Annotated in this window: 12 protein-coding genes; 2 read left to right on the top strand and 10 right to left on the bottom strand. The window is 65.4% G+C overall.

Annotated features, from left to right (window positions below):
* Positions 1-98: 98 nt before the first annotated feature.
* From BACI348_RS11845 to BACI348_RS11820, 6 genes are all read right to left on the bottom strand, one after another.
* On the bottom strand, positions 99-1,391 hold the full coding sequence (locus BACI348_RS11845; RefSeq protein ID WP_159826067.1) for a sugar ABC transporter substrate-binding protein: 1,293 nt from the start codon (positions 1,389-1,391) through the stop codon (positions 99-101).
* Positions 1,392-1,546: 155 nt separating this feature from the next.
* Positions 1,547-2,569, bottom strand: coding sequence for a LacI family DNA-binding transcriptional regulator (locus tag BACI348_RS11840; RefSeq protein WP_159826065.1), 1,023 nt, complete (start codon positions 2,567-2,569; stop codon positions 1,547-1,549).
* A gap of 108 nt (positions 2,570-2,677) precedes the next feature.
* Positions 2,678-3,208 (bottom strand): DUF2087 domain-containing protein, encoded by a 531-nt coding sequence (locus BACI348_RS11835; protein WP_159826063.1) that lies wholly within the window; start codon positions 3,206-3,208, stop codon positions 2,678-2,680.
* A gap of 232 nt (positions 3,209-3,440) precedes the next feature.
* Entirely contained in the window at positions 3,441-4,310 is an 870-nt protein-coding gene (locus tag BACI348_RS11830; protein WP_159826061.1) for an HNH endonuclease, read from the bottom strand.
* A gap of 104 nt (positions 4,311-4,414) precedes the next feature.
* On the bottom strand, positions 4,415-5,272 hold the full coding sequence (locus BACI348_RS11825; RefSeq protein ID WP_159826059.1) for a universal stress protein: 858 nt from the start codon (positions 5,270-5,272) through the stop codon (positions 4,415-4,417).
* Between the two features lie 139 nt (positions 5,273-5,411).
* A complete protein-coding gene (locus tag BACI348_RS11820) occupies positions 5,412-5,606 on the bottom strand; it encodes a YegP family protein (protein WP_159826057.1) in 195 nt (64 codons plus the stop codon).
* A 282-nt stretch (positions 5,607-5,888) separates the two neighbouring features.
* Here BACI348_RS11820 and BACI348_RS11815 point away from each other — a divergent pair, with 282 nt between their 5' ends.
* A complete protein-coding gene (locus tag BACI348_RS11815; RefSeq protein ID WP_159826055.1) occupies positions 5,889-7,565 on the top strand; it encodes a GAF domain-containing sensor histidine kinase in 1,677 nt (558 codons plus the stop codon).
* A gap of 58 nt (positions 7,566-7,623) precedes the next feature.
* On the opposite strand, the gene BACI348_RS20695 is transcribed toward BACI348_RS11815, so the two are convergent.
* From BACI348_RS20695 to BACI348_RS11795, 4 genes are all read right to left on the bottom strand, one after another.
* Positions 7,624-7,791 (bottom strand): hypothetical protein, encoded by a 168-nt coding sequence (locus BACI348_RS20695; protein ID WP_236557539.1) that lies wholly within the window; start codon positions 7,789-7,791, stop codon positions 7,624-7,626.
* A 360-nt stretch (positions 7,792-8,151) separates the two neighbouring features.
* Positions 8,152-8,835 carry a response regulator gene (locus BACI348_RS11805; protein ID WP_159826051.1) on the bottom strand — a complete coding sequence of 228 codons (684 nt, stop codon included), beginning with the start codon at positions 8,833-8,835 and terminating at the stop codon, positions 8,152-8,154.
* 179 nt (positions 8,836-9,014) lie between these two features.
* Entirely contained in the window at positions 9,015-10,631 is a 1,617-nt protein-coding gene (locus tag BACI348_RS11800; RefSeq protein WP_159826049.1) for a DUF4389 domain-containing protein, read from the bottom strand.
* A complete protein-coding gene (locus BACI348_RS11795) occupies positions 10,628-11,311 on the bottom strand; it encodes a universal stress protein (protein WP_236557538.1) in 684 nt (227 codons plus the stop codon). Before BACI348_RS11795 ends, BACI348_RS11800 begins: the two co-directional genes overlap by 4 nt.
* Before the next feature lie 222 nt (positions 11,312-11,533).
* Here BACI348_RS11795 and BACI348_RS11790 point away from each other — a divergent pair, with 222 nt between their 5' ends.
* Positions 11,534-11,752, top strand: a complete 219-nt coding sequence (locus tag BACI348_RS11790) for a hypothetical protein (RefSeq protein WP_236557537.1) — start codon at positions 11,534-11,536, stop codon at positions 11,750-11,752.
* The last annotated feature ends 15 nt before the right edge of the window (positions 11,753-11,767 follow it).

Here is an 11,767-nt window from a genome sequence, read left to right as displayed (position 1 = left end):
GGTGGGAAGGGGAGCAGTTGCCATGGGAGTCTTTCGTGGATCAGGCTGCCGGAGGGACTGCCGCGCCGTGCGGCGCAGCAGGCCTCCAGCGGCTCCGGCTAGTTCTTGTAGCCGCCGTTGGACTTGATGTTGGCGTCAATGGCCTTCACGGCGCTGTCCAGGGTGGACTTGGCATCGGCGCCGTTGAGGATGTCCTGCACTGCCTTGCCGTACTCGGTGGCGATGAACGGGTAGGCGGGTGTCTCCGGGCGCATCACGGCATATTTGCGGGAGAAGTCCATAAAGATCCGGTTGGCGCCGTCTTCGGCGAACGCCGGAATCTGGGCTGCTGCCTCATTGCTGGCAGGGATGGCGCCGGTTGCCTTGGCCACCGCTGCGACGTTCTCCGGCTTCAGTGAGTAGGAGAGGTAGTCCATGGCAGCCTCGGAGTTGCTGCACTTGCTGGTGACGCCCCACTGCCAGGAGGCACCGCCGATCTTGGGGCCTTCGCCGAGGTCGACGGGCGGCATCACCACCAGGTCGTCACCGAGCGCGGCCTTGGCCTTGTCGCCGGCCCAGGATCCGGTGTAGACGATGGCACTCTTGTTGTTCAGGAAGTCCTGGGTGGAGTCCTTGCCGCTCTTCTTGGCCATAAAGGCCTGGTCTGCCAGGCCGCGGAACCACTCAGCCCACGCCACCGCCTTGTCGCCGTTGAGTGTACCGTCGGCGCTTTGGAAGCCGTCGCGGTTGACCAGGTCGCCGCCGAAGGACTGCAGGAAGGGGGAGTAGGCGTACGGGAGCCATTCGCCGGTGCCGGCGGTGCCGAGGTCCAGCGGGTACTCCCACTTGCCCAGTCCCTTGAGCTTGGTGAGGGCGTCCTGGAACTCTTCCTTGGTCCAGGGCTGCTCGATGGTGGCAACGCGCACACCGGCGGCCTTCAGGTCGGAACCGCGGGCCATCATGGCCAGCGCGACGTCGTAGTAGCCCACGGCGTAGGGCTTTCCGTCCCATTCGGCCACTGTGCTGGGGAGTTGCTTGGAAAGGTCTGCGTCGAGTTCCAGCGGCTTCAGGTAGCCGGCCCATGCCCAGTTGGGCACGTTCGGGCCGTCGATGTCCACGATGCAGGGGAGGTTTCCCGCAGCGGCGGCGGAAACCACGGAATCGTTGTAGGAGTCCTGGGGGAAGGCCTGGACCTTGATCTTCACCTTGTCCTGGCTGCCGTTGTAGGAGTCCACGATCTTCTGGACGGCGGCCAGTTCGTCCGGGTTGCCGGCATTGTGGGTCCACAGCGCGATTTCGCCGGAGCCTTCGGTGGAGGATGAGGCACTGCCCTTGCCGCAGCCGGCGAGGGTGGCAGTGAGGGCGACGGCGGCTATGCTGGTCGCCAGGACCTTGGTGAGCTTCGTGTTCATGGGACAGTCTTTCTGCTTGGACAGGGGTGATTGACGGGGGTCCTGCTGGGAACGCGGCCGCTGCAACGGCTGCGTTCCCGTTTTTCCTGGGGTACAACAGGTTTGCTTCCGGGCAGCCTCGACGGCTGCCCTGCGGGTCGGTTTTTGACGTCGGGTCAGTGTTTGGGCGGCGCCACGGAACCCCGCTCAACCAGCGGGCAGGGGACCTTTTCGTTCGCAGGGGACGCGCCGGGGTTTTCGAGTTCGTTGAGGAGTTTCAGCACCGCCCACCGGCCCATCTCGTAGTGGGGGAGGGCCATGGTGGACAGCCCGGGCCACAGCGCGTCGGCGATGAGTTCAAGGTTGTCCACGCCAACGACTGACACATCGGCCGGGATCTTCAGGCCCAGGTGGCCGGCTGCCTGGTACGCACCCATGGCCATCTGGTCGTTGAAGCAGAACAGCGCCGTGGGCCGCTCCGGGGTGGCCAGCAGCCCGAGGGCCGCCTGCCGGCCGCCCGCTGTGCTCGGATGGCCGGTGACCACGCCCTCCGGGGGCAACTGCAGGCCGTGGCGGGCCAGTCCTGCGCGGAAGCCTTCGAGGCGTCCGTGGGAGGCGGGAATATCGTCCTCGTTGTTGATCATGGCGATGCGGCGGTGGCCGGCGGAGACCAGGAGCTCGGCGGCGGACTCTCCGGCGCCGAACTCGTCCGGAACCACCGAGGACAGGCCCGGATTGTCCGAGGTGGCGTCCAGCACCACGGTGGGCATTCCCTGCAGCTCACCGGGGACGGTGACCTGCTGGTTGAACATCCGGGCGTAGATAACACCGTCCACCTGGTGTTGCTGCAGGGCGCGGATTTCCTGCCGCTCGAGTTCGTTGTCGAGACCCGAGTTGACCACCATTAACAGGTGCCCGTGTTCGGACGCGGCGTCCTGTGCGCCCTGGATCATGGAACCGGCGAAGGGTGTGGTGGTGATCTCGTCGCTGACCAGGCCGAGGATCTGGGAACGCTGGTTGCGCAGTCCGCTCGCCAGCCGGTTCGGCGCATAGCCGAGGTCGCCGGCTACGGCCTTGATGTGCTCGACGGTCCGGGCATTCACACGGGAACTGTGGGTTTCACTCAGGGCGTGCGACACGGTGGTCACTGAGACGCCGGCAGCTTTTGCCACGTCCCTGATGTTTACCTTGGTCGCCATTGACTCTCAATCCTTTGCAAAACGTTTTGTATGTTGCCTGCATCACTATATGCAAAACGTTTTGCATCCGTCAAGGGGCCGCTGTTATCCGGGTCACTGGCTGGGGTCTCAGTCCGGTGTCTCTTCCGGCCGGGTGTACGTGGAGCCCGACGGCGTCCGCTCCATGAGCCCGAAGTCCACCAGGTAGCGGCGCAGCAGGACCACATCGTCCGTGTAGGCCAGGAGCCGTTCGTTGACCTGCTTCTCTGTCAGTTCCTCGCCGCTTCCGAATGCCTCCTTGGCGAGCCAGGCCAGGAGTTCACGGCGTTCGGCCCTGCCCGCCGGGTACCGTTCGATTCTCCCCAGCCTCATAAAGCGGTGCACTCCGGTCTGCGCCTGCCGCCGGGGTTGCTGGTTGAGGAGGTTACGGAAAACCGAATCAGGGGCCACCAATTCGCCGGCAGCATTCCGTTCCACGAGCCCGGACTCCAGCAGGGCAACGAGGGCCCGGTTGCGCCTCTGTTCCTTGAAGCCGGCGAGGACGTCCGGCGGCTTCGTGCCCAGGACGATCTGCGCGTAGGCGGTTCGGGCGTCGCTGCCGGCGAGGGCAGCCAACACACGCCGCCAGTGGGGACCGCCGTATCGCGCTGCTCTGGCCATGGCACCTTCCTTCACTGCCGTCGGCGGACATTGACCCAGCCATGCCGCACCCGGACCGCAGGGCCAGGAGGGTCACGGCACCGATCAGGGTCAGGATGCTGATGACGACAATCCCAAGGACATCCTCCCGGTTCACCTCCGGTAAAGCCACCACAACGGCGAGCGCGGCGGACGCCGCGGCGAAGGCCAGCACCGTCAGAAAGGAGGCGGCCATAGCCACACGGAACCGAAGTCAGTCCTGGCGGCTGTCCCGAATTCGCTGTGCATCCTCCCGGGCTTCCAGGGACTGGCGGCTCACAACTTCACCCCTGAGGTGACCCGCCGCTGAGATCATGCCTCGAAGCTCCGAAACTGTCCGCGGTGATGTGACGCCGAGGTGGGCCATGGCATGGCAGTTGGGGCAGAGCGGGACCAGGTCGGCTATGGGGTCCAGTTGATATCCGCGCCCCAGCATCGCCGGTGGCACCTGGTGGTGCACGTGGATAAATCCGGCACCACTATCGCCGTATGACACTTCGAAGGAGAACCCGCAGGCAGCGCAGGAGGTTCCGTGGAACGCCAGGCATACCCGGCGGGCGTCCGCATCCCGCTCATACCGGTTCACCTGGATTGTGGCCACAGCATCCGGCGGGTAGCTGCCCGCCGGAAACTGTGTGGGATCTGCAGGCACAGGCCCGTGGTCCCGCCAGACCGTGCGAAGGCCAGAATCCGTTGTTGATGGAACGGGTGTGGGGTCTTTTGGAATCCCGTCCCACAGCATCCCCGGAACTGCAGCGGTGAGGACGTCGATGGGAATCTGCTCACCAGGGGGAAGCAGTGCGTCGAAGGCGATGGGGGCATACCAGCCGGTGGCCTCCGGATCGTCGGCCGCCAGGACTTCGAACGGTCCGGACATCACTACGCCATGACCAACCAGGCCCGCCGCTGTGCCACTGATGCTTTGCAGCAGCAGCCAAACCTCGGTGCCAGGCTGGATATCCGTGGGGTGGGGGAGGCGCCAGCGATGCAGGAACCGCCCGGTCCCTGCCACCTGCCCGACGGCGGTGTGGTAGTCCCAGCCGTCCCGCCGGTTGGGGTTCCACGCCAGTATTACTGCAGCCACAACTCACCTGCCAAGCCCGCCCGTTTGTTGCTCCAGCGTATGCGTTGCGGACGTCAGGTGGCTACTTGCCTTCTCGCGGATCTGAGGGCGGACCCTCGAGAACGTCAGCTGCCGGACCCGTGGCGCGAGACGATGACAGGGCCTTGGGCATGGTGGAGAACGGCATGGGCGGTTGAACCGATGGTTTCCCTGACGAGGCCGCGGCCGTGGCTGCCCACCACCAGGACCGCAGCATCCCGGGCAGCGTCGAGAATGCCGTGGGCCACTGAAGTGTCTGCCAGCAGTATTCCCTCGACTTCGGCGGTGGGTGCCAGCGAGCGGGCAGTTTGGACAGCCGCCCGCAGTACCGCTTCGGCCGCAGCATCCGCTTCCGATGTGTCGCGGACATGCAGGTGCCCTGCAGGGGTGTGCCTCACATGGACGACGGCGAGGGGGGACCGGGAGGCCGAGGCCACAGTGCAGGCATCCCTGAGGGCCGCCGGCGAACCTGATTCATCAACGGCAGCCATCACCGGGCCATCAGGATGACGATCCGAGCGGATGACGGCAACGGGGCAGGATGCCGTGGCTGCGAGCTCAAGGCTGACGGAGCCGACCAGCAGGCCGAGGAAGCCGCCCAACCCGCGGCTGCCTACAACCAGCGTCTGCTGTCGGGCTGCTATCCGGGCGAGATGCGAGGCGGGCCGTCCATGCAGCAGGGTGCACTGGATGTCGAGTTCCGGCGCAGCCGCTTTGGCCTGGCTCAAGCCTTCCTCGAGGATTGCCTCGGCCGAGCGTTCCAGGCCGCTGTCAGCAACGCCGGGAACCGGCCCGAGTTTGTTGGTCAGCAGCGGCCAGATGGAACAGTGCACAACGTGAAGGGGCAGGTTCCGGAGCCTGGCGTGGTGTGCTGCCCAGCGGATTGCGGCGGCAGCTTCAGCGGAGCCGTCATAACCGGCGACGATGGATCCCGGCACCTGCATCGCCCCTTACCTCCAGAAGGACCCTGGGCCCCGTCCCGGTCCCGTCCGGGACTCCATGCGCGGCCAGGCGCCGCCTCCTGCTGACCAGCGCCTGGCCGCGTAGGAATTTGGCCGGGATCCCAGTCCTGGCTGGTTGTGCCTACGCAGCCTTGAGCCTGCCTGCCACCTGGATGTGGCCCGTTGCGGCGCATTCGCGAACGTCATCAATCGCTGCGGCTGCATGTTCCTGATCTGCGAACTGGCCGGAGACAGCCAGTACGTGGCCGTCCTTGGCCAGCAGCCGGAACCGGATCTGTGAATCGCCGTCGACAAACAGTTCGAATGTTCCTGCCATAGTCCTGCTCTTCCTTGAACGCTTCTACTTTTGGTGTCAAACAACCGTGCCCTGCCGCTGTCCGCTGTCAATAGGGGCAAAGGTCCTTGTTTGCCAATTCAGTGGGCTAATTCCGGTGCTGATCCGCGTCCATATGGGCGCCCGTATACGAGTGAGCCAATGTTGAGTGATTGGTGCCGGCGCTTGTTAGCATGATCGGGAGAGATCCTGGGACTTTCACATGTTGGAACCGGTGAAGCAGCCCGCCGTGGACGATGCTGGTCTTTGACCGAGGTGTTTTTCATGTGGCGTGAACCTATCAGGCGGCGGACCCGGGAGCTCTTGCGCGAGTTCGTCGAGAGGGCCGATGAACTCGTCCGGACCCAGGAGCATGTGGAGGGGCTGCTCGGGGCGGTGGTGTCCCTAACGGAAGACCTGAGCCTCGAGGCGGTGCTGGACCGGGTGGTGCAGTCCGCGTGCGAACTCGTCGGTGCGCGCTACGGCGCCTTGGGCGTTATCGGCGACGACCAGCAGCTGAGCCATTTCATCACTGTGGGCATTGATGAAGAAGGTGCCCGCCTCATCGGTGATCTTCCCACCGGCCATGGCGTGCTGGGGCACCTGATCCGTGAACCCAGACCGTTGCGGCTCCATGACTTGGGGGAGCATCCCATAGCTGTGGGCTTCCCGCCCAACCATCCGCCCATGAGAACATTCCTCGGTGTTCCCGTCCGGGTCCGGGACGAAGTCTTCGGGAACCTGTACCTGACGGAAAAAACCGACGGTGCGGATTTCACCGCCGAGGACGAAGACCTCGCGGTGGCCCTCGCCTCAGCTGCCGGCGTGGCGATCCAGAATGCAAGGTTGTTTGAGGACAGCACCAGCCGCCAGCGCTGGCTGGAGGCGGGGATGGAGGTCAGCGACCGGCTGAAGGCCGAACCGCGGTCTGATCCGGAGAACCTGAACATCATCGCCGAACGCGCGCTTCACGCCTCCGCCTCGGCGTTGGCCCTCATTGCCTCAGTGGCCGGAGACGGAAGCCTGCGGTGCCGGACGTCCATGGGGGTCCAATCGGTGCCCGGCGGGCAGGAACTTCCCGCCCGTGCTGTCCTGGCCGAGGTACTCGCAACGGGAGAGTCCAGGACCCTGGCGGACCCGCACAAGGTGTTCGACCCGGCGTCGGCCGAAAAGCTCGGACCGGTCCTGGTAGCAGCCCTGGGGAACACCAGCGAAGGCAACCGCGGCAGTGTGCTGGTCCTGGCGAGATCTGCCGGGGGAACACGCTATACGGATACGGATGTCGAATCGAGCAGGGTGTTTGCCTCACGGATTGGATTGACACTGGATCTGCTCAAGGCCAACCAGCTGCGGGAAGAACATGCCTTGTTCATCGACAGGGAGCGGATTGCCAGGGACCTGCACGACCTCGTCATCCAGCGGCTCTTCGCGGCTGGACTAAGGATCCAGGGCCTCCGCCGGTACATCACCGACCCGCTCTCATCCGAGCGGATCGACTCTGTTACCACCGAGCTGGACGATTGCATCCGCCAGTTGCGGGACACCATCTACTCGCTCCAGCCCCGCGGAGCCGACCACGAGCTCCTCAGTGGACGTGTCCTGCGGGTGGTGCAGGAGGCGGCGAGCGCTGCCGGATTCCTTCCGAGCGTCCAGCTCTCGGGCCCCGTGGATGCCGTGGTGGGGGACGAAGTGGCTGAGCACCTGCTGCCTGTGCTCTCTGAGAGCGTGAGTAACGCGGTCAGGCATTCAGGGTCGGAGGACATCCATATTTTGCTTGCCGCGCAGGACAATGAGGTGGTTCTTACCGTGCGCGACTCCGGGCGCGGTTTTGGGGAGCCGGGACGGGTCAGCGGCCTGGACAACATGCACAGCCGGGCCTCCCGCCTTGGCGGTACCTGCGTCATCGACAGTTCCCCGGGCCGCGGCACCACCGTGACCTGGACCGTACCCATTCCGCGGTAGGAACCGAGTCACGGTCCGCCGGAAGGCTGCGGGCGGGTGCGGGTTAAAATACCTGTCGTCAACGCCACTGGCCTGCCGCCGCGTTTCCGGCGGGGACGACCGCCTCGTGCGCGGCGTTGCACAGGGAGCAGGTCACGGTGTGGCCCAGCCCCTGCACCCAGCGGTGGAACTCCTCCAGCCGGTACTCGTAGCGGCCCCCAAGTTCCTGAAGCTGATCGAGCGCCACGCTTGCACTTTCCCATGAACTCCAGCGCCCGATGACCCTGCCCCGGTCCTTGAAGATGACGTTGCACCCGCCATCGCCTAACTCGGCGGCAGTGCCCATGCCGCTTGGCGGTGCGTCTTCGCCGTGCACAGCCGGTACTCGTCAACCGTGGCCATGGTTCCTGCCCTCCTGATCGCAGCAGGCACATTTCCGGTCTCGTTCCGTCCGTGTGACTGGTGTGTGCATGGAAAGCCTTTCCGGCCTGCAAACTGGGGACCCGGACGGCGCCTCTCAAGAATGCCAAGCGTCCCGGGCCAGCCGTAGGGCTGAAAGTCCCTACCTGTACGACGGCGGGCGGCTGGTTCCAGCCTTGCGCACCTCTTACGCAGGGCCGTCCGTGGTGTTGCGGGTGACATACACCGCGGCCTGGGTACGGCGCTCAAATCCCAGTTTCGCCAGGATGGACGACACGTAGTTCTTGACCGTTTTCTCCGCCAGGAAGAGCTCCTCGCCGATCTGCCTGTTGGTGAGCCCTTGCCCGATCAGGTTAAGGACCTTTTTCTCCTGGGCGCTGAGCCCCTCCATCCGGGGGTCAGTCGGCGTTTTGGCGAGGCCAGCGACGATGCGCTGCTTCATTTCAGGGTCGAAGAGCGATTCACCGGCGGCTGCTTTTCTGATCCCGGCCAGCAGCGCGTCACTCCTGATTTGCTTGAGAACATAACCCGATGCCCCGGCCAGCACCGCGCCGCGGATGGCCTGCTCGTCGTCGTAACTGGTCAGGATCAGGCAATTCAGGCGCGGATCGAATGAGCGCACGTCCCTGCAGACCTCGATTCCCGTTCCGTCCGGGAGTCGTCCGTCCAAAATCGCGATATCCGGTTGCAGGGCCGGGATCCGCCGCGTGGCTTCGGCCGCAGACCCGCTTTCGCCCACAACCTCGAAACCTTCACCCTCCAGCAGGTCCTTCAGTCCCTGCCTCACCAACTCGTGGTCATCGAGGATAAAGACGCGGAGGGGCTTGCGGGGATCAGCGGCTCCGCCGGAGCTGGGCTCATGATTTTTCACCCAACCGCTCCAAATTCCTTCACCCTGCCCGCACCGGCGTGCGGGGCGGCCAGTGCCAAAGTGCCCGTATTCATTGTTTCCTGCCTCCGGACAACCTGGAAGGGACCAACGTTTGGAAGTCCTGATACTACAACTGCCCAGGCGCTGCCGGGCCCGGGAGACGGGCCCCGCGGCTGTATTTATCTGGGTTCCTCATTGACGGGGCGCTCGTAGGGTTGGGGCGGCATCGGCGCCCGGGAGACGGCCGGAGGCCGGGAAGCCTCACGGGGACCCTGGTCGAGGCGGAACGGCGGGTACTCGTCGCGCATCAGCGCCGTGTAGGCCAGGACCCGGTAGAGCCAGCGGTTGATACCCAGGATCAGGTCGAACAGCGGGCGCAGATACCGGCCGGTGAAGAGCAGGGCCACTGCTGCGACGAGGACCAGGAGCCCCAGCAGGGAAATGCCTGTGGAGCGCTCATAGGTGGTTCCCACATCGGTGGCCCCGGCCCGCCAGGTCCACGTGCTGCCGGCGAGCACCGCAATGATGAGCAGGTGCGGGATGGCCAGGAGCCACCATTTGACCAGGACCAGGCCGCGTGACAGGCGCTCAGGGTAGTCAACCTCGAAGTCTGCCGGGTAGTTGGTGCGGTCCAGGGTAAAGGGCGGGTACAGGTCCGTGCCCACGGCGGCGTAGGAGTAGAAGGCGACACGCCAGTTCCACCGCAGTACTCCCACGTTGAAATCAAACAGGGGCCGGGGGTACCGCCCGGTGAACAGGATGGCGAACCCGGCCACGACGGTGGTCACGGCGAACGCGAACCAGAGGAAGAACAGGACGATGAAGTGTGGAATGGCCAGGAACCACTTCACCAGCCACATCCACCGGGACAGGCCCGGGTCGATGTCACCGGAGAGCCGGGCAGGATACGGCGCCAGGTCAGCCTCCGCCACGGGCACGCTCTGGTATGGCGGCGCAACAGCCGGCGGTTGGCTTCCTCCCGGTGCCGCCCATCCTGCAGGTGCCGCCCCGCCGGAGGTCACTCCCGGAGCCGGGGTTCCAGGTCCGGCCGGGGTTCCAGGTCCGGCCGGGTATCCCGGGCCGGGCCCGGAAGGCGGTCCGTAGGAGGGCCCTTGGGGTGGAGAAGCGCGCCGGCCCAGCCCAACAGCCCCGAAGACCAGCAACGGAATCCCGATCACGAGGGCAACGATTCCGCCCACCAGCACCCCGGTGCCGGCCGGCCGGATCAGGTCGGACCGGAAGCCTGGCTGGACCTGGACGTTGACTCCGGGACTGGCGTCCGCGTTCATCACTACTATCGACCAATTGCCGGGTGCGAGGGTCCAGGTCAGCTCCTGTTGTCCGGCGCCGGATGCGGAAGACTGCCAGAACGTCTGCTCCGCCGGAGGCGCCGGCACCGCGGTGCCGGCTATGTCGCGGTACTCGGCGCGGAAGGGCGTCTGTTCCACGTCCACCAATTCGGAGTGGTGCACGCCGGACAGGTAGCGGTCAACGTCGGACTGGGCAGCGATGCCGACAAAGACGTCCTTGCCGGGGTCCACGGGCGAGACACGCAACCGCAGCGTGCCGACGTCGAACGGCAGGCGGCCGGGGACGCCCTCACCCATGGTCTCCAGCCGCGGTGACGTCAAAGCGTGGGACCCCACGGACAGGCGCGCCGAGCCGGCGGTGAGGTAGCCGTCCCCCTGTGCTGATCCCACCGCCAGGGTTACGGCGCCGCCGGCCACAGCGCCGAGGCCGACCAGCGAAATGAGTATCCCGAGGATGAGCATTATTACTGAAGCTGTCTTTTTCATGATGCCGAACCCGTTGTTGAGGAAAATTGACAGGAAAATAGCGGGGCCGGGCCTGGATCTTGTTCCTGGCAGCCACGACGCGGGTGGTGACGGTGGGGCACGGAAGGTGTCTGAGTACGCCGTGTGCGGTGGAACCGAGCCCTGACACTTCTTCGGACAGGACCAGGCGTTCTTCGGCCACCACGACTTCCGCCAGGTTGCCGGGATTCAGTCCGGCATCCGTCACCGGGTCCGGGTACGCCGACCACAACCCCGGAGCGGCCGTCCAGTTCCTGGGGGCCTACGACGGCCACAGGCACCTTGGACGCGGCTGCTGCCTGGAGTGCCCGGTCGGCCAGGATTCCGCCGAGGTGGAAGCTTCCCGACCCCACCACCAGCAGCGACGCCTTGCCTGAAAACTTCGCCAGTGAGCCGCTGATGCTGCCCGTCAGGAGCTTGGTGGTCACGGGAATGGTGACCGGCTCCTGGACGCGAACGGCGGCGGACTCCAGCAGTTTCCGGCCGGCCTCCTCAAGCACGCCGATGAAGGGATAGGGTTCGGCCACCCAGCGGTCATCCACCACGTGGACGATCAGCGGCGGAAGTCCTTCGCGTTGGGCCCGGCGGGCCGCCCATTGCACAGCTGCCCGGCTCTGCGCCGAGTCGTTCGTGGCGACAGCGATCGGTTTGCGGGCTGACATGGCCGGCTTTCTGGTTCATGTGCGGGCAGAGGCACATTAAGACTGGCGCCGGGCCAGGTGGAGTTGTAGGGCCAAAGGTCACGGTCCCCCCCGGAGCCCCAATGGAGGGCAGCTTCTTCCTCCGGCGACGGCTGAAGAGTACGCTTAAACAACCGTTAGGAAGTAAGCGGCCGGGTTCTCAGGCTGGGTGTTCGTTCCCCAGCATTCCGGGAGGAATGCCCTGTGGTACTGGATGCTTCAGCGGTTCTGGCGCTCATCGGCGGCTACGTCGCAGCCGCAGTCGGCGTCTTTGTCCTTTACTTACCAGTCATCATCCTGATTCTCTGCCTGTTGCTGGCTGCAGGGTTATTGCAGCTGCTGGCATGGCCGTTTATCGTCCTGATCCGCAAGATACGCCGGAAGCCCGAGAGTCCGCAGGACAGTTCCTGGCTCCTGCACTGAGCCTGGCTTCCACCG

Source organism: Arthrobacter sp. 9AX, assembly GCF_902506095.1.
Classification (GTDB): domain Bacteria; phylum Actinomycetota; class Actinomycetes; order Actinomycetales; family Micrococcaceae; genus Arthrobacter.
Note: the sequence above shows the minus strand (reverse complement) of the source record. Positions and strands in the feature narration are given on the sequence as shown.

Coding starts and splice junctions, on each gene's coding strand:
- BACI348_RS11845 (WP_159826067.1), bottom strand. CDS start 1,391: ATGAACACGAAGCTCACCAAGGTCCTGGCGACCAGCATAGCCGCCGTC.
- BACI348_RS11840 (WP_159826065.1), bottom strand. CDS start 2,569: ATGGCGACCAAGGTAAACATCAGGGACGTGGCAAAAGCTGCCGGCGTC.
- BACI348_RS11835 (WP_159826063.1), bottom strand. CDS start 3,208: ATGGCCAGAGCAGCGCGATACGGCGGTCCCCACTGGCGGCGTGTGTTG.
- BACI348_RS11825 (WP_159826059.1), bottom strand. CDS start 5,272: ATGCAGGTGCCGGGATCCATCGTCGCCGGTTATGACGGCTCCGCTGAA.
- BACI348_RS11820 (WP_159826057.1), bottom strand. CDS start 5,606: ATGGCAGGAACATTCGAACTGTTTGTCGACGGCGATTCACAGATCCGG.
- BACI348_RS11815 (WP_159826055.1), top strand. CDS start 5,889: ATGTGGCGTGAACCTATCAGGCGGCGGACCCGGGAGCTCTTGCGCGAG.
- BACI348_RS11800 (WP_159826049.1), bottom strand. CDS start 10,631: ATGAAAAAGACAGCTTCAGTAATAATGCTCATCCTCGGGATACTCATT.
- BACI348_RS11795 (WP_236557538.1), bottom strand. CDS start 11,311: ATGTCAGCCCGCAAACCGATCGCTGTCGCCACGAACGACTCGGCGCAG.